Raw genomic sequence first — 21,349 nt, 5'->3', positions numbered from 1 at the left:
CTGGATACAGATCACCCTGTGCCCCTGCGGGTATGGCGGCCCGGACTAACCCGCTACCACCATGCATCCGGACTTCGTAACCTTCTGGCCGCGCAGCCGCCAGCCGGAGACGGCCATCGCGGCTGTGGGCACCGCGTCGATCCGGCGGCCGGTCTTGTTGCGCACCGGCTTGTCCGGTCGGATGAGGTCCGGTTCGCCGGGCGGGTGGCGGACCTCGACAGAGTCGAAACTCGGCAACCGGGTCGTCGTGGTGTGACCAGGTGCGGGATCGGGTGAGCCATGGCTTCGGTCATACCGTGGGTCATGCCTTTGTAGGTCTGCGCGACCGGGTACATCGGAACCCCGGTTCGGCGTTCGAGGCGTTGCCGGACGGGTTCGCCGGACCACTCGTCGTAGGAGATGTCCGCAACCCGTAGTAGGCCGGTGTCGGCGACAATGTCATCCTCGATTACTTCGTAGTCGAGGACCTCGCCGTCCGTGACGGTATCCCAGCTCTGCTCGGCCCACCGGGAGAACTGGCGATCAGTGCGTTCGTCCAGGAACGCCAGCCCAGCTTCGGGCAACCAGAAACGCCACAATGCAGACACGTGACCGGGTCCGTCGATGCCGTCCGGGACAATCAGGCACCAGGCGGTCAGGTCGAGTTTGGACGCGAGGTCGAGCCCATCCCAGGCTGGTCGATGCGCCACCTGGTCTCGCAGCCAGGCCGCTCCGGTGTCGGCGGTGATGCCGGTGCACGCGTAGTAGAGGTGCATCGGCATCCACCGTGTGAACTGCGAGACCCACTGGTTGAGCCGGTACTGGCGGAAACTGTTTTCCTTCGACGGGTCGTTGGGCCTCCAGGGCTTCTTCCCGCAGCGCGGACAGGGCGAGGAAGTCCGCGATCCGCGCGGCGTGCTCGATCACCCGCAACCGGCGCGCGAGCACCTTGGAGAGCTTGACCATGCGCGCCGCGACGTTGAACACCAACCGGGCCTGCTCTGTGTCCCGGGCACAGCCGTAGATCTCCGCGGACTCGACGCCTATCGCCGCACAGCATGTAGAGCGCGACGAACGCGAGGATCTCGGACTTGCCGTTCTTGCGGGCCAGTTCGATCCAGCCGATGCGGAAGCGGCGGACGTAGCACTCGGCCTCGTCGTCCCAGCGGACCTCGCCGAACAGCGGCCGGACGATGTTCTCGCGCTGCCACTCTGCGAGCAGGAACGGGCGCCGTGCCCGCTGGTCTTTGGTGTGGACACAGATTTCCTTGGCCCCGGATCTCCACCACTGTGGGCTTGCCATCGACCAATGAAAAGCTCGACCAGGTAACGCGGGAACCGAGCGCATAGACGAAGAACCTGCCGCGTCCCATGTTTCCGTGCAAGGCGCGCTTGTTGTTGACAGTGCGCCCGTTGAGGGTCTTCTTCCATGAGTCGCCCAGGGACAGAAATGCAGTCTCGGCTAGATCGGGCGTAATGCCATGGCCGTTGTCGGAAACAACGATTCGAGTCACGTAGGTAAGCGTGCTATCGGCTACGCCGATCGATGCTGTTTCCATCTGGACGTCAACCTGATCGGCCTCGGCATCCAAGGAGTTCCAAATGAGCTCCGCCACAGCGTCAACGGCCGGTTGCTTGCCGTACTGTTGAATGTGGTCTCGTCCAGCGCGGATCGGCTTCCATGCCATGTCCCTAATTATGCTGGAGGCACGTCTCTGGGCGCCTGACCAGTGACCGGCGTGCCGCGTACACCGCGGCGGGCCGAACCGGCCGAGCGTCGTCCGACTGTCCGCATGATTCGGCTCACAATGCTGAACCGCTTGTTGCCTCGGTCCGAGCAAGTCGTGCCCCATTCAGAGGATCTGCGTGAGTTCGCACCGCTGAGTGATGCCCGGCTTGAGTGTGATCGATCGCCTTCGTGCGCTGTGTCGGGTTGGGCGGTGGCTACTCGTGAGCTTCGCCGTAGGTCAGCACGCGATTCAGTGCTCCTCGGCCTCGAACTGCAGCGCTCGTTCGGCGCTGTCGACCAGCTCCGCGTACGTGAGGACCTGCACGCGACTCAGGTGTGCGTTGTAGGAACGGATCGTCTGCTCGATCTGTTCACCGGCCACTGAGTCTGTCGCACATAGCTCCGGATGCCCGATGACCACCGTGCCTTTCACACGACGGTAGTCGTAGACCACGCCGAGTTCGTTGCGGTGAAGAGTCTCAAGACCTGCGCCCAGCTCGTCGAGCGCGCGGATGTAGTTCATGCATTGCCCTACTGCCTCGTGAACTTCGTTGGAGACGATCAAGTGGTTACGGTGCGGCTTGACGAGCTGATGGCCTGGTCGTTTGAGCTCGACGATGTGGATACTGCGATCGGCGCAGACGAGTGGGATGTCGTGTTGGTCGAGCGGGACGGCGTTGCGGCGATCGAGTACGCCCGTGTAGTGACCACCAAATATCCAGTACCTACGGCCGATCATCTTCTGGATCTCGGCTTCGGTGGTCGCTGGGTTCAGCACGAGCTCGCGCAGTTCCGCGACTGCCTCGCGGCGTCGGCGGATGACGTCGACATCCACCGCCAAGCGTCCCTCATCGGTCGAGGTGATGCCCGAGACCACACCGCCCACGTCGGCGAGCCCGGCAATTGTGCGACCCAGCTCAGTCGGGCTGACGTTGCGCTCGGCGAGCAAGCGGCCCAACTCGGCCGCGCTAAGGTTGCGCTGCCGCCTAGCCTCACGCACCTTAGTGATCCGGTCGACCAGCGTCTGCGCGAACGTGGCGAAGCCCATCCCTGGGTCAGGTTCGCGAACGGTTACAGTCGGCGGGGCGTGAGAAACCAGGTAGCAGATGGCATCGTACATCCCATCGCGAACGAGGCGTTGAAGGAAGTCCAGCAGTCGGCCTTCGTGTGACTTCGGCGGGCCAGCCGATTCGGACGCGTCAAGTGGGTTAGGTCGTTGACGTGGCGGCGTAGTCGTCGCGGCGCATTCTTCGAGCAGGAACACCTGTCCGAGTGCAGGTTTGAGTGCTTGCACCGATTGTTGATCGTAACCCCGCGAAACGTTGGTGGTTTGGGCGAGGATGTCATCCATTCTGTTTCGCAGGTTGTTGGTGAACGACCCGGTATTGATCGTGACTTCGACTGCGGCGACGGGCACCCCCTCGTCAATGACAACAAGATCCCACGGCCTGTGACTCTCATGGTAAGAACCGGGGAGAGGTAGTGGCTGGTCGCGACGGATCGACGCTCGGTCCAAACCGCAAAGCACCAGTTCCTCGACGATAGCATCGACGATAGCTTGCGTGCTCCGGCCGATCCGCACTCCGCCAACCCCACGCGTGCTCAGCCGATCCCCGTGAGCTTCCCAGAAGCTCCGGATGGCGTCTTCCGCTGGGTGCAACAACAACAGTCCCTCCGACCTTCACGACACGTACCGACAGCCAACCATCCTGCCGGAGTCGTGATCCGCTGCGCCGAGGTTTGGACGATCGAACCCAACCGGAACCCCATGATGCCTTGCACCGTCTGGGACACTGCCGCCCTGCTCGCGCACAACCAGCACCGGCGCCGCGCCGAACAGGAGGAAACCACGCCCGCCGCACTCACCGCTTGAGCGACATTCCGGATCACCGATGACCGCGCTCGTTGCACCACGCCCCAGGACTGACCGAGGGCTGTTTCTGGTGCTGAGGCCTGCGGTTTGACAGGTCCGATAGTCTCGGTGTCGGCCAGTGCGAGGCCTTACCGTCGTGGAACTCCCGGACATGGTTCCCAACAGGGCGGCTGAAGGGGTTCACAACTCCCGCACCTGTAGGTTTGATGACGTGAGTGGCAGCAGCTGATCTCGATTGCCGCAGGCCGGGTTGCGGGACGGGAGATGACTGTGCCCTCTGTTGGCTTTCCGGCCTTGTCCGGTATTGCGGTGCGCTCGCTGGTAGTGGCGATCGCCTTCCTGCCGATCATGATCATGGCGTTGTGCGCCATCCCGGTCTGGGCAATGGCGCTCTGGCGCCCAGCAACCCATGGCGACCTGGCCTTGCGACTGTTGCGAGGGCTTCATACCTGGAGCCGTGACGTGATCACCGCAGTGTACGGCGGGCACAATCGATGAGCAGGAACAATCGCAAGAACACCGCACGCCGCCGCACCCACTTCACCGGGGAGGCGTATCAACACGCTCTGGGCAAGATGCCAGCGGCCGCCGATGGACAGCGGTGGCTTGTGGACGCGCAGACCCGTGCCCAGCAGTTGGTAGAGTCTGCGGTCCTGCACCGTCTGGTGCAGGGCGCGAGGGCACAGTGGCCTGGTGATTCCCGGCGCCAGTTGCCTCTGCTCATCGAGTCGGTCAGCCCTTCGCATGACAGTACGAGCCTGGAGGTCCCAATTGGGAGTGTGCAGGCATTTGGCACGGCACTGGCCGGGGGTGGTCATCCCTCGGCGGACGAGATTACCATCCGTTCGATCGGCAGCAACCTCGTCCACGTTCAGACGGCAGGTGCGGCGGCCGGAGTGGTCAAACTGCTCTGTGCGTGGAACCCGCTGCGCGCTGGCGTCGGGGATGATCCGCACGTCTCGGCGGTCACTGGTGGGCTGCATTTTCGCGCCACGGCCGGCCCGTCACTGACCGTACAGGAGCGTGCGATCCTCAGTGGACTGTTGCGCAGGATCGCCCTGTTCACCGATCCCGGCGCGCTGGACTGGTTGTTCACTTGGCACGAATGGCTGCAGCAGGGTCGCGTAGGGGCACGCCCTCGGCTGCCCAAGCGTTTGGCCGACGACCTGGCCGACGAGGAATTCGGACTCGGACCGGCACAGCTTCGCACTCTGGGAATCACCGGCCCATCCGGTTCGGCGTCGGTCGCAGCCACGCAGCCACGGCCAGGTTCAACTCGACGAGACGCCGAAATTACGATCAGCATCCATAATCACATAAAGACCTTCTGCAATGATGACACACCCGACGGCAATCCCTGGAACGTTCATTTCAGCAGCGGGTTGTTCAATACGACATTTGACGCGAACGTCTTTTATGACGAAAAGTCACTTCGCAGCGAAGGTTGGACTTTGACTGGAAACTCTTTCGTGCGCGAAGACTCCGTCATGCTCCCCCTATACGACGCGAAGATGACTCGCCACTTCGACCATCGCTTCACCACCCACGCTGGAATGGCGCAGACTCAGATCAACAACAACCCGCCGCCGCGTTTGACCCTTGAAGATCATTGCGATCCGAATATTGTCTCATTGCCGCGTTATTGGGTGTTCAAACGTGACGTTGATAGTAAGCTGGAGGGGAAATGGACGAAAGGCTGGATGCTTGGTTGGCGCGACGTCACCAGGGGTACCGACGAACGGACAATGATCGCTACAGTCATCCCAAAGTCCGCTGTAGGTGACAAGTTTCGTCTCGTATTCGCTCAAGCGGACCACCCGGCATGTCTTCAAGCGAACCTATCTTCATTAGTCCTTGATTACTCTGCACGGCAGAAGCACATCGGAGTCCACCTGAACTTTCACGTGGTCAAGCAACTACCCGTGCTTGAGCCAGCGGCATACGACGCACGGACACCCTGGCAACCGGATCAATCTCTGGGTGAATGGATAAGTATGCGAGTGCTTGAGCTCTCGTACACGGCGTGGGACATGCAGCCATACGCCCGTGACCTCGGTGACGATGGCCCCCCATTTCAGTGGAACGAAGAGCGACGCGCACAACTGCGGGCCGAGTTGGACGCCGCCTATCTGCAGCTCTACGGGCTTGATAGAAGCGACGCCGAGCATGTCATCGACTCGTTCTTCGTGCTGCGTAAGAACGAGGAGCGACAATACGGCGAGTTCCGCACGAGGCGGCTAGTGCTAGCAGCCTATGATGCGATTGCTGAAGGTGAGTTTGTTAGCCCGCTCGATCCGGCACCTGGGCTGGGCCTGCGCCATCCGGGCCGGGATATCGTAGCCGCAGTGCACCCGAGATGAGGCACAGCATGGCAGTCGTCGTCAGCATCACTGGCGTTGCGGTGGCTCTCGCCATCGGCTGGTTCACCGCAATACGCGCACAATACGACCGCCTAATCGACGTCCTGCGCTACATCAGCTCGGACTCTGTCACGAACGCATGCCACCAACTCGGCCAAGTCATCCACTCACAGACACCCCAGTACATCGACGCCACCGCCCGACACGATCGGATCAACGACCTGTTCGCTGGCCTGTGGCGTTCGGCCGGATCGACGCAGTCAAGCGAACACTATGCAGTCGCTGCAGCAGACCTCTGCGCGGCAACACGCAATGCGTTGCGCGCACGCGCTAGCCTCGGACGGCCATAACAGCCAAAAACAAGCCAATCGCCCAGCACCACGTCAGCATTCGGCGAGTTCAGAGCGTCGACGCTCCAGGGCGAGTAATTGCGACGGAGCAATTCTTGATCAACTGCCCATAGTCGACATCAACGCGCAGGTCCCTGGCCGACTAAGATCGAATTTCAAATGTCACGGCGCGGCGTCAATAACACAACACATCTGCCGACCCACCACGAAACACGAAACGAGCCGCGCGCAAACTGCGACCTGTAAACACAAGCTTAAGTTTGAGTTGGCTGATGTTGTCGGCCCACAGGACGAGCAGGTGCACATCAAGTGGCTGGCGAGCGCCACGGCGCTGAGCCACCTGATCACGCAAGCCCGCGTGTCTGCCTGGTCTCAACGACTCAAGCCCGAAGCACGGCGGCAGCTCGACGACAAGGTCCGGGCGCTCGACAGCGGGCGCCGCATCACCGAACGTCCGAAAACGTTCGTCCTTGCTGCTGCCGGGCGGAAGTGGCACGTCGACGAACTGTTCACCCTGTCTATGATCGGCTTGTTGAAGCTACGAAACGATCTCCTTTGCCTCGGCGTCGACCTGCAGTTCGCTGACATCCCGTTCACGCCGAAGCGGAAGAAGTCGGCGAACAAGCGAGCGGCGTGACCCACAGGGCGTAAGCATCTTGGTGCGGGTGTTGACGCCTTCGGTGCGGCCGTTGTGGTAGGGCAGGGGTGACGGCACTGTCCACTGCGGACTTGTCGATCTCGATTCCGTTGTTCAGGCTGTGTAGATGTGGCAGATCAGCGGCGCGGGCATGTGCGATCCACTCGGTGAGCTTCATGTTGTTACCTGCGGCTGGTGTCAGCAGGGTGGCGAAGCCGCGTATCAGGCTGGCGAGTGTCCCGATCCGCGTCACATACGTCGGTCTATCGGCGATTCAAACGTTCCTGGGCGCGGAACAGATAGGTGTATGCGCTCGCAGGGTCAGCCTGACGTCGGAATCCCAGAAGCGCACCTGCGGCCGTGAGCGCGGCTGGGATGGGATTGCCGGCCGCGAGAGATACGGCACTACCTGCGATGCCGAGGCCGAATGTCGCCAGAGGACGTCGCCAAGCCTTGCGGGCAAGCCGTCGAAGCTCGTCGGCGGTATCGGCCAGAGCTTCCCGGCGGTCGGCGAACGCCTGCTCCTGCTCCTTCGGGTCAAGCGATGCCAAGTCCCGGACGAAGTGGCGGAGTGCGCGGGCGTACGTGCGGTGTTCTGCTCCGTGCTGTCGCCGGAAGTCGAGAACCTCGTCCAGGGAGATCGTCGAGAGGTCGAGGGTGACCTGTTCCAGATCAAGAGCGACAACGTGGCCGGCGGTTGGAAGCGCCGGGGTATCCAACGTGTCGAGCAGAGCCTGAAGCCACCGGTTTCTGAAGCTGACCGGTTGAAGGGCATAGCCAGCCGCTTCGGCCGGGGCCCGGAGAAGCTGCGGAAGCACTACGAGTACGAACGCCCTGACGGCTGGATGCAACGGCACGGACACGCCGTCTTCGCTGTGCCGGGCGAGCCCGCGCTCACGCAGTTGCTCCAAGACGATCTCGGTCAGCCCGGCCGCGGCGTAGCCGCCAAGCCGAGAATGCGACAGCTCAGCAAAGGCGGTGCCTCGGTCCAGGTCGTCGAACGCGCCGCTGTTGATGAGCTTGTCGAGCAGGTCGGTCAGCGCAACCGCCGTGTCCTCGTCAACGAGCGTCTCCGGACTTAACCGGTGCAACAGGCCTTGATCCACCAAGGGCTGAGCCAGGTTGGGATCGCTGAACAACGGCCGGTCCCACATGTAGTCCGGCACGAGCAATGCGATGCCGTCGAAAAACAACAGCAAGCTCTTGAACCAGTCGCCACTGCCTCCAGGCCAATACGCCTCGTGGTAGTAGGCCACCTCGCTGAGCGCATGTTCGGTATCAGCCGTCGACGACGCGGTGACCATGAGGCCCACCTCCTTGAGGGTGTGCTGTCTGTCGTGCCGTTGATCGGGAGCGTTACGGCGACCTCGAAGGACAGATCGACCATCGGAGTGTTCGGTGTGCGTTCGGCGCCCACTTGGCCCCGAAGGGGCAGGGCCGACCACGACCACAAATGGAACGCCCCAACCCCTGTCAGCATCGCCGCACACACGAGCAACCGGCCTGCCGGAACCCAAACCCACCGGGCGACAAAGACCCAGGTCACAGGCCATACGAAAGATTCCGTCAACAATCACCCAGACGGATGACACAGGGCGTAGCGATCACTCCAGAACATATGGCCATCCCGAACGGCCATTCTCCAGACTTCCTCCAGTTCGGTGCACACCACCCACTCAACAGTCCATATGCGACAGTCAAACAAGATCGCAAAAAAGCCCACTTGACCTGGTGAAACACCTTGATCAAATGGGCTTTGAAAGAATGTGGAGCTGAGGGGATTCGAACCCCTGACCCCCACACTGCCAGTGTGGTGCGCTACCAACTGCGCTACAGCCCCGCCGCTCTCTTTCGAGTGCTTGGATACCGTACATGACCCGCGCTGACTCGCGAAAACCGGGGGTCGCGTTCGGGTCGCCGGGGTGCTAGACCGTTGCTGTGATCAGCGGAGATGATGTGGTTGTGCCCCTGGTTGACGCGGATGCCGAAGGGATCGCTCCCGAGCGCCGGAGGCTGGTGCAGCAGCGGCGGTTGGGGCAGGTGGTCGACCGGGTGCTCGCCACCGGGAACGTGCAGGCAGAGCGGCTGCGAGCGGCCGGGGTCGAGAGTGGGACGGATGTCACCCTCGGTGATCTTCCGGGGTTGCCGACCGTCAGCAAGGCCGACATCTGGGACAACTACCCGTTCGGGTTGCAGGCTTCCGGTGACATCGTCTGTGTGCACGGGAGTTCGGGTACTGGCGGTCGTCCCACGCTCATCCCGTACACGGCTTCCGACATCGAGGTGTGGGCGAGTGTGATGGCGCGGGCGCTCGGTGGGGCGGGTGCCACACGGCAGAGCGTCATCCACAACGGGTACGGCTACGGTCTTTTCACCGGTGGCCTCGGTGTTCATCACGGCGGGATACATCTCGGCGCCACGGTTGTCCCGGTTTCCGGGGGTATGACCGATCGGCAGATCCGGCTCATCCAGGATCTCCGGCCTGACATCCTGACCTGTACGCCGTCGTACGCGATTCATCTCGGCGAGGCCCTCAAGGGCGAGCCCACGTCGCTCAGGGCCGGTGTCTTCGGCGCCGAGCCGTGGACTGAGGAGATGCGGGCGCAGATCGAGGCTCTCCTCAACATCCGCGCGCTGGACATCTACGGGCTGTCGGAGATCATCGGGCCTGGTGTCGCGTGCGAGTCGCTCGACTCCGCGGGCATGCTCAACGTCGCCGAGGACCATTTCTTCGTCGAAGCCGTTGACGCGCAGGGCGATCCTGTCCCGGACGGGACGCCGGGCGAGCTCGTGTTCACCACGCTCACCAAGACCGGGATGCCGCTCATCCGTTACCGCACGGGTGACGTCGCCGCGCTCGCCGACCCTGTGCCCGGCAGCCCGCGGACGCTCAGGCGGATGAGCAAACTCAAGGGCCGCACGGACGACATGCTCATCATCCGCGGTGTGAACGTGTTCCCCACCGAGGTCGAGGCCGTGCTGCTCGCCGATGACCGGGTCAGTCCGCACTACCTCGTCGTCGAGGATCGGCGGGACCCGAAGCGCAGCGAGCTGCGGGTCGCGGTGGAGCCGTTCACCGACAGCGTGGACACGGCGGCGCTCGAACGTGACCTGGTTGTCGCGCTGCGCGAACGGCTGGGCATCTCGTGTGTGGTGACGGCACTCGAGCCAGGCAGCGTGCCGCGCACCGAAGTGGGCAAGGCACGCCGCCTGGCTCGCTGGAACCAGGGTGAACCGCCGCTAGCCGGCCTGTTGTGACGCCAGCTTGTTGAGCCATTCCGGGTCGTTGGTGTCCACGATCCGGCCGTCGGCGGCCAGGGTCGGTGTGCCGAAGCCGCGCCTGCCCTGGCCGAAGTCCTGCTGGAGCTTCGGGTCCTTGGAGACCTGCTGGTAGGCGTCCTCGACGATCTGGTTGTACTTGCCGGCACGGACACCGTCGGCGAACGCGGGTGACGTGATGCCCACGTCCTGGCCCAGCTTGATCAGCTGCTCCTTGTCGTAGCCGCGCGCGCCTTCCTCGGGCTGGGACTTGAACAGGCTCGAGTGGAACGCGGGGAACTTGCCCTCGTCGGCGGCGAGCAGCGCGGCGTTCGCGGAGTCCAGCGAGTACCCCGGCGGGTCGGACTTGTCGTTGAGCAGCGTCAACATGTGGTAGCGGACACGCAGCGAGCCCTCTTCGACCTTCTTCTCGATCTGCGTGGCGTACGCGCCTTCGAACTGACCGCACGCGGGGCAGAGGAAGTCCTCGTAGACGTCGAGGGTCACCTTCGCGCTGTCCTTGCCGACCAGCACGGTCGCGCCGTCGCGTTTGACCTGCACCTGCCCGGAGGCGTTGTTGACCGGGATCTGCATGCCCTCGGTCTTGTTCTTCTGGTTGCCGGTGATCAGCACACCGGTCAGCACGGCCGCGGCGATCACCACGACCACCGCGACGGTGATGATGATCTTGTTGCGGTCGCTCTTGGCCTTGCGCGCGGCTGCCACCGCGCGTTGCGCGGCGAGCTCCTGTTTGTGCTTGCGCGCGTTGCGCTGGGCTCCTCCCACGTCCTTCAGTCCTCTCCCACTGCTTCCACGACAGCCGGGCGCCTGGTCAGCCAGCCGTCCATGGACAGCCACGTGCGCGGGCGGACGATCAGCCAGCCCATCAGTGCCAGGAACCCGATGTCCCGTGCGATCTCCTGTGGATACGCCGTCTCGCTCGCGGCCACCTGCCCGCCGCCGCCGAAGCAGCCGCAGTCGATCGTCAGCCCGCGGGCCCAAGCCTGCGAGATGGCGACGACGAAGCCGAGCATCACGATCGCCGACAGCACCGCGACCAGCCGTGTGCCGAGTCCGAGCAGCAGGAGCAGGCCCAGTGCGATCTCGACGAACGGCACGGCGGCTGCCACGACGCTGACCACGCCCTGCGGCAGCAGGTCGTACGCCTGCACCGCGATGTAGGCCTGATTCAGGTCGGCTGCCTTGATCGAACCGGACACGAACCACACAGCCGCCAGCCCGAGCCGCGCCGCTGTGCCGATCCCGTCGAGCACGCGAGGTGACGGTCGAACCACCTGGGGGACGATACCCGGGCAAACTGAGCATTGGCTGAGCAACGAACACCCGTGCACGAGTTCCCGGAATGACCTGACCAGATGAACCTTCCTGATCTGCCGATCCGGGCGATCCTCCCGGACCTGGCCCGCGCGCTGACCGGCAACGGCACCGCGATCCTGGTGGCCCCACCGGGTACGGGCAAGACCACTGTGGTCCCGTTGGCGCTCGACGGCCGGATCGTGGTGGCCGAGCCACGCAGGCTGGCCGCTCGCGCGGCGGCGGCCAGGATGGCGTCGCTGCTGGGCGAGCCCGTCGGCCGCACGGTCGGGTACGCCGTCCGCGGTGACCGCAGGACGTCGAAGGACACCCGGATCGAGGTGGTCACGTCCGGTCTGCTGGTCCGGCGGATCCAGCACGACCCGGAGCTGTCCGGCGTGGATGTCGTGATGCTCGACGAGTGCCACGAACGCCACCTCGACGCGGACCTGCTGCTGGCGCTGGTCACCGACGCCATGGCGCTGCGGCCGGATCTGAAACTGCTGGCCACGAGCGCGACCGTGGCCGCGCAGCGGCTGGCCGAACTGCTCGGCGACGCGCCCGTGCTGACGGTCGACGCCCGGACGTTCCCGACGGAGACGACGCATCTCCCACCGGCGAGGGGCGAGCGGCTCGAAGCCTGCGTCGCCCGTGCGACCCGCCGCGCACTGTCCGAAACGGACGGCGATGTTCTCGTGTTCCTCCCTGGCGCCGCCGAGATCAACCGGGTGCGGCAGCTGCTGGACGGCGTGGACGTGGTCACGCTGCACGGCCGTCTGGCGACGCAGGAGCAGGACGCCGCTCTGAAGCCGTCGGACCGCAGGCGAGTCGTCCTGGCGACGGCTGTCGCGGAGTCGAGTCTCACGGTGCCCGGTGTGCGGGCCGTCGTCGATTCCGGTCAGTCCAGGGTGCCGAGGGTCGATCACCGCCGTGGGCTGCCCGGCCTGGCCACGGTCCGCACGTCAGCGGCGGTGGCCGACCAGCGGGCGGGTCGTGCGGGACGCGAGGGGCCGGGTCGCGTCTACCGGTGCTGGCCGGAGCACGAGCACGCGACGCTGCCGCGCTACCCCGAACCGGAGATCAAGATCGCCGACCTGACCCGGCTGGCGCTGGAGCTGGCGTGCTGGGGAACACCGGACGGGTCGGCGTTGCGCTGGTGGGACGCGCCGCCGGAGGGCGCGCTCAGAGCGGGCCAGTCGGTCCTGCGCGACCTGCACGCGTTGGACAACGACGGCACGCCAACGGATCGAGGTCGCGCGATGGCCGACGTCGGCCTGCATCCGCGGCTGGCCAGGGCGTTGATCGACGGTGGCAGGCAAGCCGCGGACGTGGTCGCTCTGCTGGACGACGACACGCTCGCCGACGACGCCGACATCGAGGCAGCGCTGCGCAAGGTGCGCGGTTCGCCGCGCTGGCGCCGTGAGTCCCAGCGTCTCGCCGCGCTGGCGCCGCATTCGGATGAGCCGGGCGATCCCGCGAGGGTCGTCGCGCTGGCGTACCCGGAACGGCTGGCCCGCAAGAGGTCGGCGGATTCGCGCGTCTACCTGATGACGGGCGGCACGGCGGTCGAGCTGCCGCCGGGGACCGGGCTGGACCACCGGGAGTGGCTCGCGATCGCGGTGGCCGACCGCAGGCCGGGCGAGAAGCACGGCCGCGTCCGGCTGGCCGTGGCCGCGGACGCCGAACTGGCAGCCGAGATCGTCGGTGTGTCCGATGTGGACGAAGTGCGCTGGGACGGCGACGTGGTCGCGCGGCGGGTGCGCAGGATCGGCGCGATCACCCTGTCGGAGAAGCCGTTGGCCGACCCGGACCCGGCGGCCGTCGAGGCGGCGCTGCGCGACGGCGTGCGCGCGGAGGGCCTGCCGGTCCTCGACTGGGAGCCGCGGCTGCACGCCAGGATGGCGTTGCTGCACCGGGTGCTCGGCGACCCGTGGCCGTCCGTCGCCGAGGAGGATATCCTGTCCACTGTGGACGTCACAGGTGCGCGGAGCCGCGGCGACCTCCGCAAGATCAACCCGCTGCGCGCGTTGCTGCCGTGGCCGGCCGCGGCACGGCTGGACGAACTCGTGCCGGAACGCGTCGAAGTGCCGTCCGGTTCGAAGATCTCAGTGGACTACACGGGCCAGCGCCCGGTGCTGGCCGTGCGCCTGCAGGAGGTGTTCGGCTGGCGACAGGCGCCCGCGATCGCGGACGGGAAGGTCACCGTGCTGCTGCACCTGCTGTCGCCCGCGGGCCGCCCCGCGGCGGTCACCGATGATCTGGAGTCGTTCTGGGTGAACGGTTACCCGCAGGTCCGCGCCGAGCTGCGCGGGCGGTACCCGAAACACGACTGGCCGTCCGACCCGCTGGCGGCTACTCCACGATCCCGGCGAAGAAACCCGCGATGAGGCCGACCGCGAAGTAGATCAGCAAGCCGACGACCACCAGCGCGACGACGACCGTCGCGGGCCAGTAGCGGCCACGCGTGGCCGCGTGCCAGAACGCGCGCGCTTTGGGCATTTGCGCCTTTCGCGCCCCGGCCACCCTGTCCTCGGCGCCCATCAGGTCGTCGAGCTCAGACTCTTCCTCCACGGCGACAAATCTACGCACTACAGGTGCGGCAGCGGATCCGGGGGCATGGCATCCGCCGACCACTCCGCGTCCGCGGCGTTGATCTCCGCGACGTACTCCTCGTCCACCTCGTACACCCGGCCGCCGAGCTGGAACTCCGGGATCACGGTCAGGTCGACCGGGCCGAGCTTGGTGTGCCTCGGATACCTGCGCCACACCGCGTTCGGCCTCGTGCGGCCACCCAGCCCGGTGTCCAGCACGGTGATCGAGGAATCGGTGACGGCGACGAGGAAGTGTGCCGAGCTGTACGGTCCGCCGACCATCGAGGCCGGAAACAAGTAGCTGATCTCTTCACCTGGTTGCAACAGTGCGCGCACGTCCGCACGGTCATTGGATGTCGGTGACACAGCGCACCACCTCCCAGTACCAACTTTGGCAGAACCGGGAGCCGGATTCACTTCGCAAAAGGAGGAAACTCGCTGGTCACGTACGGTATTGAGAGGTATCGGCGAGCTGGTATACCAATTACGGGCAGGTTACGGAAAGTCAGATTCCTGCCCGTCCGGCCCAAGCCGCGCGCTTGCCGTGTTGCGCAAAGTAGCAAAGCTCACTTTTCGTCCTTGCGGGGCCTGCCCTGCCGGCGCTGCCGTGCCGCGTCACCGGGCATCCGGCCCGCCTCCGACAGGGCCCGGCGCAGCAGGAACTCGATCTGCGCGTTGGTGCTGCGCAGCTCGTCGTTCGCCCACCGGGCCAATGCGTCGTGCACCGCGGGATCCAGTCGCAACAGGACGCTTTTGCGTTCCGCCACAACAACCTCATTGGTAGAGCGAGCCGGCGTTCACGACAGGTTGGGCATCGCGATCACCGCATAGCACCACCATCAGGTTGCTGACCATGGCGGCCTTCCGTTCCTCGTCGAGCTCGACGACATCGTTCTGGGCCAGCCGGTCCAGCGCCAGCTCGACCATCCCGACCGCACCTTCGACCACCAGTTGCCGGGCGGCGACGACCGCGCCCGCCTGCTGACGGCGGAGCATCGCCTGCGCGATCTCCGGAGCGTACGCCAGGTGCGTCAGCCTGGATTCGATCACCCGCACACCGGCCGGTTCGACCCGGGCGCTGATCTCGGCCGAGAGCTTCTCGGTGATCTCGTCGGCGTTGTCCCGCAGGGAAAGCGCTTCCGCGCCGTGCGAGTCGTACGGGTAGCTGTTGGCGATGTGCCTGATCGCGGTCTCGGTCTGGATGCTGACGAACTGGACGAAGTCGTCGACCTCGAACATCGCCCGCGCGGTGTCCTGCACCTGCCAGACGACGACGGCCGCGATCTCGATCGGGTTGCCGTCCAGCTCGTTGACCTTCATCACGGCGGTCTCGTGGTTGCGGATCCGCGTGGAGACCTTGACGCGCGTGGTGAACGGGTTGACCCAGCGCAGCCCGGAAGTCCGCACGGTGCCGACGTACCGGCCGAGGAACTGCAGCACCCTGGCCTCGCCCGGTGCGACGATCGTCAGCCCGGCGGCGAACACCACCGCCGCGAGGAGCACCAGGGCCGCCACCACGATCACGGTGACGCCGAGCGACGTGGTCCCGCCTGCCGCCTGCAGCACGCCCCACAGCAGCAGGCCGGCCGCTGCGATCCCCGCGACGAAGGAGATCCCGGCGATCGGCAGGCCACCCCGCTCCACCGCGTTGCGCTCCCGCACCCGGGGTGTGGGCATGTCGACTGCGATATCGTTCATATCGGCAGCCTAGCAAACTGATATCAGTTTTACCACGTGTCCACGTTCGGTCGCGTGCCCCGCGCGACCCGCTTGGGCAGCGCGGCAGCGATCCACCCGCGGGTGGCGGCCGGGTCGATCACGTCGTCGACCTCGAACATCGACGCGGCGTTGAGCGCCTTGCCGCGCTCGTAGGCCAGCGCGACCATCTGCTCGAGGGTCTCGTTGCGCCGCACCGGATCCGCGATCGCCTCGAGCTCGCGCCGGAAGCCGAGCTTGACCGCGCCCTCCAGCCCCATCGCACCGAACTCGGCCGTCGGCCACGCGACGGTCGCGCACGGGATCTTCGAACCGCCGCCGAACATCGCCATCGCGCCGAGCCCGTACGCCTTGCGCAGCACGACGGCGCAGACCGGCACGGTCAGATTCGCGCCGATGACGAACAACCGGCTGAAGTGCCGGACGGTCGCCGTCTTCTCCGACTCGGGCCCGACCATGAACCCCGGTGTGTCACACAACGACACGATCGGCAGGCCGTGGCTGTCGCACAGTTGCATGAACCGCGCGGCCTTGTCGGCGGCGTCGCGGTCGATCGCTCCGCCGAGGTGACCGGGGTTGTTGGCGATCAGCCCCATCGGCCTGCCTTCGACGCGCACCAGGGCCGTGTGGATCCCCTGGCCGAACCCCGCCCTGAGCTCCAGCACCGAGCCGGCGTCGGCGATCAGGTCGATCACCTCGCGGACGTCGTAGGCGCGCACCCTGTTCGCGGGCACGGCGGCGCGCAGCCGGTCCTGATCCACAATGGACCACTCGTCCGCCGCGCCACCGAAGTACGACAGGTACTGCTTGGCGACGCGGACGGCTTCCGCCTCGTCGGCCACGGGGATGTCCACGACACCGTTGGGGACCTGGACCGACATCGGCCCGACGTCCTCGGGAGCCACCACGCCGAGACCACCACCCTCGATCATGGCCGGACCGCCCATGCCGATCGTCGCACCGGCCGTCGCGATGATCACGTCACAACACCCGAGCAGAGCCGCGTTGCCTGCGAAACAACGGCCAGCGGCCACTCCGACGAGAGGAACGCGCCCGGAAAGCCTCGCGAACAACGAAAACGCCGGCGCGTCCAGTAGGGCCACGGACTGGACGTCGGTGTCGCCCGGTCGTCCACCGCCGCCTTCCGCGAACAACACCACCGGCAGTTCGCGGCGCGCCGCGAGCTCGAACATCCGGTCCTTCTTGGCGTGGTTGTAGTAGCCCTGCGTGCCCGCGAGCACGGTCGCGTCGTACGCCACGACAACGCTTTCCCTGCCGTTGATCTCCGCGACGCCCGCCACCATGCCGTCCGCCGGGGTCTTCGCGACGAGCTCCGCCATGGACCTGCGCTGCCGTTGCGCGGCGACAGCCAGGGCGCCGTACTCGACGAAGGTGCCGGGATCACAGAGATCGTCGACGTTCTCGCGCGCGGTCCGCCTGCCGTCGCGGTGCCTGCGCTCGACCGCTTCCGGCCGGTTGGCGTCCAACCCGGCCGCGCGTCTGGCGAGGACCTCCGCGAGGTCGCGCCGGATCCCGTCACCCGTGCCCTGCTCAGGCTGCTGCGCTGCCTCCGTCACCACGCCCGGCTCGACTGTGAGGAGCACTTGATCGCGCCGCACGGTCTCGCCCACGGTCACGGCGATCTCGCCGACGCGACCGGCCGCGGGCGCCGCCACGACGTGCTCCATCTTCATCGATTCGAGCACGACCAGCTGCTGGCCCTCGGCCACCTGATCGCCCTGGCCCACCGAGATGAGCACGACCGTGCCCCGCATCGGCGCGATGACGGTATCCATGGTGCCGATCAAACATCACATCTGCCAGCGGACCCCAATGGTGCCCACGGCGTTGAACTCGATCAGGTGCACCGACCCGGCGTGCCCCGCGGACAGGTCCCATGACGGCGACGAGATCCGCGCGCAGCGGGCCGGGACCGCCGCCGGGTCGAACCGGGCCTCCAGTACGTAGTCCCTCGTCGTGCGGTGCAGCCTGCGCACGAACCGGTCCGGCTGGGCCGCGCCGACCACCTGGTACTCCATGATGATCGTGTCACCGCGCGCCAGCGGGGCGTCGAACACCAGCTCGGCCACCATCATCCCGATGTCGGCGTCGGTGTTGAGCGTGCGCAGCCTGCAGTGCTGGCCGGCGACGATCTCCGGCATCCGCGCCGCGCCGTCGGTGTCCCACACCAGGATCCAGCGGTCGGCGCCGTCGTGGCTGGCGCGCAGCACCTGCCGGTTGGCCACTTCGACGAGACGGCCGCCCGCGTCCACTTCGATCCGGTCGTGCTGGCTGAGCCGGGTCAGCCTGCCGTCCGACGAGGTGTCGATGCCCGCGAGCAGGTGCTCGATCGGCTTGCCCCACGCCTGGAGCATCGCCTCGGGCCCCTTGGGATGCGCGGCGCGGCCCCGCGGCCGGGGCGGCCCGAGCAACGACCGCAGGGCCTGCGGGGGCAGGTCGAGCACGGCCTCGAGTTCGGCGAGTGCCCGCAGCGACTCCGGGCGTTCCGGCCTGCGCCTGCCGGACTGCCAGTTGCTCAGCGTAGGCACGCTGATGGACACGTCGCGTAGCCGCAACCGGTAGCGAATCCGGTCGAGCGCCAGTCCGCTCGCGCTGATCGCCGCCCGCAGGGCCTCGTGAAACGGCCCCGCAGCCAGCAGTTCCGGTGTCACCACGCAGCGAACGTAAGCGGCGGTGAAATTCCCTGTCAATGCGGCCCAGCAGGTGAAACCCTTACGGCTGCACGAAATCCCTCGGTCAGAGTGCGGTGTGGGCCAGCCAATGGGTGAGCAGTTCCCGTTCTCCGGCAACCGTGACGCTGTCCACACCCGTGCGGCGGTAGAAAAGCAACAACAGGTCTTGGACAGTCCCCGACACCGTCACGTTCGCCTCACCGGTGACTGAGCGCTCCCACGTTGGCCCGTCCGGCGTCCGGGTGATCAGCCAGTCGTCACCCTCCGCTGACATCGGCCGGCTCATCGGCCCGCACGCGACCAGGCCGCCCACCCGGCAGGCGGCTCGGCGGGTTGCCCGAACGGGACGGCTTCACCGGTTCGGACGATCGCCGCGGCCCGGCGCTGGATGTGGCCGACGTGCGCGACGAGGTCCAGCACCGACCACTCCGGACACGTCGCAACCCGCGCGCCGGGGTCCAGATCCGTGACGGTGTCCGCGAACGCGCCGGTCTGCTGCCGCAACCGCTCGATGTGCATGGACCCGGCCTAGAGAGAAGTGTTCGCCAGCCAGTGCGTCAGCAGGTCCCGGTCGCCGTCGACCACGACGTCGGCCACGCCGGCCCTGCCGTAGCAGAGCAGCAGCAGATCCTGGGCGCTGGCCGTCACCGTCACGTCGGCTTCCCCGGTCGCCGCGCGCCCGGCGACCGGTCCTTGTGGGGTGCGGGTGATCAGCCACGTGTCGCCTTCGCCGGATCGCAGCGCCAGGGTCTGCCCGGTGCCCCGCAGGTTGACGAAGTCCGGTTTGAGCGCTTCGGCGCCCGGCAACGAGATCAACTCCAGTGCTTCGTCGATCGCGTCGGTGGCGATGTCTGCCGGGACGTGCGGGACGAGGCCTGCCGTGATGGCGGCGTCGGCCGCGTGGACGGTCGTGTCGTGCAGCATCCGGCGCAGCCAGAAGAACGCGGGACGCTCGCCGACGTAGGCCCACACCTGGTTGTCACGCGCTGCGGTCACGGCATCGGCGAGTTCGTCGGCGCCGTCGCGCAGCCACGGCGCCCAGTCACGCGGCAGTTCGGCGGTTCGCGGATCACGGAACTGCTCGGGCTCGCCGGTCCTGACGATGTTCGCGGCCTGCCGGTGCGCGTGGCCGATGTGCGCGACGAGCGTCCGCACAGACCACTCCGGACAGGTCACGACCTGCTGGGATTCCGACAGCGTCACCGCGATGTCGGCGAAGGCGGCGGTTTGGGCTCGTAGCCAGTCGGTGTGCATGGCCGTACCGTAGAAAGCGCACTGGGGTGGAGGTTCAACGTGACACAAGCCACACTCGGCATCGGTGATCTGTCGCGGGCAACCGGGGTGCCTGTCCGGACCATCCGGTTCTACTGCGACGAAGGCATTGTGGACGCGGTGCGCAGCACGGGCGGGCACCGGCGGTTCGCGCAGGCGGAGGTCGAGCGGTTGCGGCTGGTCCGCAGGCTGCGTGGCCTCGGGCTCGGCCTGCCGTCGATCAGGACGGTGCTGTCCGGCACGGAGTCAGTGGCCGACGCGGTCACGGCCGAACGCCAGGCGCTCGACGTGGAACTGGCCGCGCTGGCATGGCGGCGCGCCTGTCTGCACGCGATCGAGCAGGCGTCACCCGCGGATCGGGCGGCGCGGCTGGACCTGCTCGCCGCGGTCAACGACCGCACGGCCGCCAGGGGCTGCCTGATCGACTTCTGGCAGCGGATCTTCCTCGGCCCGATGCCGGAGTCCTTCGTGGACATGTTCCTGTCGGTGAGCGTTCCCGACCTGCCACCGGTGCCGAGCCCGGAGCAAGTGGTCATGTACGCGGAAATGGTTGTACTGCTTGGTGATTCGTCACTGCGCACGCGGATGCTGCGGCGCACCCTGCACAATCTCGACCAGGTTTCGGACGAGACTCGGCTGCACACCGGCGTGAGCGAGGCGTGCGCCATGGCCAGGCCGCTCGTCCTCGCCGGGCACGAGCCCGCGTCCGGTGACGCGCTCGACCACTTCGTCGCCGCGCACGCACGAGTTCGCGGTGTCCGTGACACGCCGGGCTTCCGGCGTGATCTGGCGCGGACGTCCGCCATCGACGCCAGCACCCCGATGCGCCGCTACTGGCGGCTGGTCGGGACGTTGACCGGGGAACCGGCGACGATCGGCGAAACCCACACGTGGCTCGTCGACGCCCTCACGACCTCGGTCAGCTCACGGCGATCCGTTCGCGCGCCGAGTTCCGCGTGACCGGGACCCACTCGGTCGCCTTGGCCAGGCCCATCTCCGGAGCCGCGTAGTAGACCGACTCGGCCCGGTCGACCAGGAACGTCTCGTGCCAGATCCCGACCGCGCCATCGGCTTTGGCCGCACGCCGGTTGAACCTCGCCCACGCGGGGCGGTGTTCGGCGGTGCGGTCGGACGCGTACGAGTAGAGCTTCTCCAGCGAGCTCCAGTACTGGATCAGGACCGGGCCGCGGGTGCTGATGCTCTGCTCGTAGCCGAGCAGGCCGAGGTCGGGCTCCCGCATGAGTTCTTTGATCATCGGCACCATGGACCGCGCCGTCGGCAGCCAGAGGTCCGGCCGCCACGGCTTGTTGACCGTCATCCCGATCAGGAAGACCACGAGTTCGCCGTCGTGCTTGTGCGTCATTCTGGATAGCTTCACTATCCAATAGTGGCGCTATCCGCTATCCAAGTCAAGTACTGTCACCGCGCGGCAGTCCTGCTCTGGACACATCTCCAACGCGGCTGCTGGACAGCATCGCGGCCCTCATAGGCAGCGGGCACGTGGACCGGATCATGCTCGGCGCCGACACGGTGACACCGAACGCGAGGCCGAACGCCGACGGCCCGGGCATGCCGTT

At 66.4% G+C, this 21,349-nt stretch carries 23 protein-coding genes, 1 tRNA gene and 2 pseudogenes; 7 read left to right on the top strand and 19 right to left on the bottom strand.

What is annotated here, in order from left to right; genetic code table 11:
- Window positions 1-45: 45 nt before the first annotated feature.
- From AOZ06_RS59670 to AOZ06_RS53595, 4 genes and pseudogenes are all read right to left on the bottom strand, one after another.
- Window positions 46-237, bottom strand: coding sequence for a hypothetical protein (locus AOZ06_RS59670; protein WP_054288898.1), 192 nt, complete (start codon window positions 235-237; stop codon window positions 46-48).
- A 107-nt stretch (window positions 238-344) separates the two neighbouring features.
- Window positions 345-755 (bottom strand): annotated as a pseudogene (locus AOZ06_RS59665) (terminase TerL endonuclease subunit); the annotation flags it as partial.
- A 267-nt stretch (window positions 756-1,022) separates the two neighbouring features.
- On the bottom strand, window positions 1,023-1,667 hold the full coding sequence (locus AOZ06_RS61955) for an ATP-binding protein (protein WP_225953168.1): 645 nt from the start codon (window positions 1,665-1,667) through the stop codon (window positions 1,023-1,025).
- A gap of 291 nt (window positions 1,668-1,958) precedes the next feature.
- A complete protein-coding gene (locus tag AOZ06_RS53595; protein WP_157232909.1) occupies window positions 1,959-3,290 on the bottom strand; it encodes a Shedu anti-phage system protein SduA domain-containing protein in 1,332 nt (443 codons plus the stop codon).
- 561 nt (window positions 3,291-3,851) lie between these two features.
- On the opposite strand from AOZ06_RS53595, the gene AOZ06_RS08280 reads away from it, so the two are divergent.
- Genes AOZ06_RS08280 through AOZ06_RS61215 form a run of 4 tightly spaced genes read left to right on the top strand, consistent with a single transcriptional unit; the run spans window position 3,852 to window position 6,928 of the window.
- Window positions 3,852-4,079, top strand: coding sequence for a hypothetical protein (locus tag AOZ06_RS08280; RefSeq protein ID WP_218921951.1), 228 nt, complete (start codon window positions 3,852-3,854; stop codon window positions 4,077-4,079).
- Window positions 4,076-5,941 carry a hypothetical protein gene (locus AOZ06_RS08275; protein WP_054288895.1) on the top strand — a complete coding sequence of 622 codons (1,866 nt, stop codon included), beginning with the start codon at window positions 4,076-4,078 and terminating at the stop codon, window positions 5,939-5,941. The genes AOZ06_RS08280 and AOZ06_RS08275 overlap by 4 nt, the downstream gene beginning before the upstream one ends.
- A gap of 8 nt (window positions 5,942-5,949) precedes the next feature.
- A complete protein-coding gene (locus AOZ06_RS57660) occupies window positions 5,950-6,291 on the top strand; it encodes a hypothetical protein (RefSeq protein ID WP_169798879.1) in 342 nt (113 codons plus the stop codon).
- Complete coding sequence (locus AOZ06_RS61215; protein WP_083471568.1) at window positions 6,215-6,928, top strand: TIGR04141 family sporadically distributed protein; 714 nt, start codon at window positions 6,215-6,217, stop codon at window positions 6,926-6,928. Before AOZ06_RS57660 ends, AOZ06_RS61215 begins: the two co-directional genes overlap by 77 nt.
- On the opposite strand, the pseudogene AOZ06_RS59660 reads toward AOZ06_RS61215, so the two are convergent.
- The 3 genes and pseudogenes from AOZ06_RS59660 to AOZ06_RS08255 all read right to left on the bottom strand — a co-directional run.
- Window positions 6,830-7,142: pseudogene (locus AOZ06_RS59660) on the bottom strand (hypothetical protein); the annotation flags it as partial. The gene AOZ06_RS61215 and the pseudogene AOZ06_RS59660 overlap by 99 nt on opposite strands.
- A gap of 49 nt (window positions 7,143-7,191) precedes the next feature.
- Window positions 7,192-8,232, bottom strand: a complete 1,041-nt coding sequence (locus AOZ06_RS08260; RefSeq protein WP_157232908.1) for a hypothetical protein — start codon at window positions 8,230-8,232, stop codon at window positions 7,192-7,194.
- Window positions 8,233-8,695: 463 nt separating this feature from the next.
- Window positions 8,696-8,768, bottom strand: a tRNA-Ala gene (locus AOZ06_RS08255).
- A gap of 122 nt (window positions 8,769-8,890) precedes the next feature.
- On the opposite strand from AOZ06_RS08255, the gene AOZ06_RS08250 reads away from it, so the two are divergent.
- Window positions 8,891-10,186: a phenylacetate--CoA ligase family protein gene (locus AOZ06_RS08250; RefSeq protein WP_063809989.1), complete on the top strand. Its 1,296-nt coding sequence runs from the start codon at window positions 8,891-8,893 to the stop codon at window positions 10,184-10,186.
- Here AOZ06_RS08250 and AOZ06_RS08245 read toward each other — a convergent pair.
- Both AOZ06_RS08245 and AOZ06_RS08240 read right to left on the bottom strand, forming a co-directional pair.
- Window positions 10,169-10,972: a DsbA family protein gene (locus AOZ06_RS08245; protein ID WP_054288890.1), complete on the bottom strand. Its 804-nt coding sequence runs from the start codon at window positions 10,970-10,972 to the stop codon at window positions 10,169-10,171. The genes AOZ06_RS08250 and AOZ06_RS08245 overlap by 18 nt on opposite strands.
- Window positions 10,973-10,977: 5 nt before the next feature.
- Window positions 10,978-11,481 (bottom strand): MauE/DoxX family redox-associated membrane protein, encoded by a 504-nt coding sequence (locus tag AOZ06_RS08240; protein WP_083471567.1) that lies wholly within the window; start codon window positions 11,479-11,481, stop codon window positions 10,978-10,980.
- An 81-nt stretch (window positions 11,482-11,562) separates the two neighbouring features.
- Here AOZ06_RS08240 and hrpB point away from each other — a divergent pair, with 81 nt between their 5' ends.
- Window positions 11,563-13,887, top strand: a complete 2,325-nt coding sequence (gene hrpB / locus AOZ06_RS08235; protein WP_054288889.1) for an ATP-dependent helicase HrpB — start codon at window positions 11,563-11,565, stop codon at window positions 13,885-13,887.
- Here hrpB and AOZ06_RS08230 read toward each other — a convergent pair.
- From AOZ06_RS08230 to AOZ06_RS08190, 9 genes are all read right to left on the bottom strand, one after another.
- The gene (locus tag AOZ06_RS08230) at window positions 13,853-14,071 is read right to left on the bottom strand and encodes a hypothetical protein (protein WP_054288888.1); all 219 of its coding nucleotides are present in this window, start codon (window positions 14,069-14,071) and stop codon (window positions 13,853-13,855) included. The genes hrpB and AOZ06_RS08230 overlap by 35 nt on opposite strands.
- Window positions 14,072-14,088: 17 nt before the next feature.
- Window positions 14,089-14,427: a hypothetical protein gene (locus AOZ06_RS08225; protein WP_236952131.1), complete on the bottom strand. Its 339-nt coding sequence runs from the start codon at window positions 14,425-14,427 to the stop codon at window positions 14,089-14,091.
- A gap of 230 nt (window positions 14,428-14,657) precedes the next feature.
- On the bottom strand, window positions 14,658-14,858 hold the full coding sequence (locus AOZ06_RS08220) for a type II toxin-antitoxin system antitoxin (RefSeq protein WP_054288886.1): 201 nt from the start codon (window positions 14,856-14,858) through the stop codon (window positions 14,658-14,660).
- A 7-nt stretch (window positions 14,859-14,865) separates the two neighbouring features.
- Entirely contained in the window at window positions 14,866-15,789 is a 924-nt protein-coding gene (locus tag AOZ06_RS08215) for an SPFH domain-containing protein (RefSeq protein ID WP_054288885.1), read from the bottom strand.
- 29 nt (window positions 15,790-15,818) lie between these two features.
- Window positions 15,819-17,603, bottom strand: coding sequence for a carboxyl transferase domain-containing protein (locus tag AOZ06_RS08210; protein WP_083472584.1), 1,785 nt, complete (start codon window positions 17,601-17,603; stop codon window positions 15,819-15,821).
- A gap of 15 nt (window positions 17,604-17,618) precedes the next feature.
- On the bottom strand, window positions 17,619-18,482 hold the full coding sequence (locus AOZ06_RS08205) for a hypothetical protein (RefSeq protein ID WP_054288883.1): 864 nt from the start codon (window positions 18,480-18,482) through the stop codon (window positions 17,619-17,621).
- Window positions 18,483-18,564: 82 nt separating this feature from the next.
- Window positions 18,565-18,774: a hypothetical protein gene (locus AOZ06_RS56000; protein WP_169798877.1), complete on the bottom strand. Its 210-nt coding sequence runs from the start codon at window positions 18,772-18,774 to the stop codon at window positions 18,565-18,567.
- 8 nt (window positions 18,775-18,782) lie between these two features.
- Window positions 18,783-19,019, bottom strand: a complete 237-nt coding sequence (locus AOZ06_RS55995; RefSeq protein ID WP_054288881.1) for a maleylpyruvate isomerase N-terminal domain-containing protein — start codon at window positions 19,017-19,019, stop codon at window positions 18,783-18,785.
- Between the two features lie 9 nt (window positions 19,020-19,028).
- On the bottom strand, window positions 19,029-19,754 hold the full coding sequence (locus tag AOZ06_RS08190) for a maleylpyruvate isomerase family mycothiol-dependent enzyme (RefSeq protein ID WP_054288880.1): 726 nt from the start codon (window positions 19,752-19,754) through the stop codon (window positions 19,029-19,031).
- A 39-nt stretch (window positions 19,755-19,793) separates the two neighbouring features.
- On the opposite strand from AOZ06_RS08190, the gene AOZ06_RS08185 reads away from it, so the two are divergent.
- Entirely contained in the window at window positions 19,794-20,732 is a 939-nt protein-coding gene (locus AOZ06_RS08185; RefSeq protein ID WP_054288879.1) for a MerR family transcriptional regulator, read from the top strand.
- Here the strand turns inward: AOZ06_RS08185 and AOZ06_RS08180 are convergent.
- On the bottom strand, window positions 20,692-21,150 hold the full coding sequence (locus AOZ06_RS08180) for a DUF4188 domain-containing protein (protein WP_218921950.1): 459 nt from the start codon (window positions 21,148-21,150) through the stop codon (window positions 20,692-20,694). The genes AOZ06_RS08185 and AOZ06_RS08180 overlap by 41 nt on opposite strands.
- Between the last annotated feature and the right edge of the window lie 199 nt (window positions 21,151-21,349).

The organism is Kibdelosporangium phytohabitans (genome assembly GCF_001302585.1).
GTDB classification, from domain to species: Bacteria; Actinomycetota; Actinomycetes; order Mycobacteriales; family Pseudonocardiaceae; genus Kibdelosporangium; species Kibdelosporangium phytohabitans.
The sequence above is the reverse complement of the archived record's forward strand: the minus strand, read 5'-3'. Positions and strand labels throughout refer to the sequence as shown.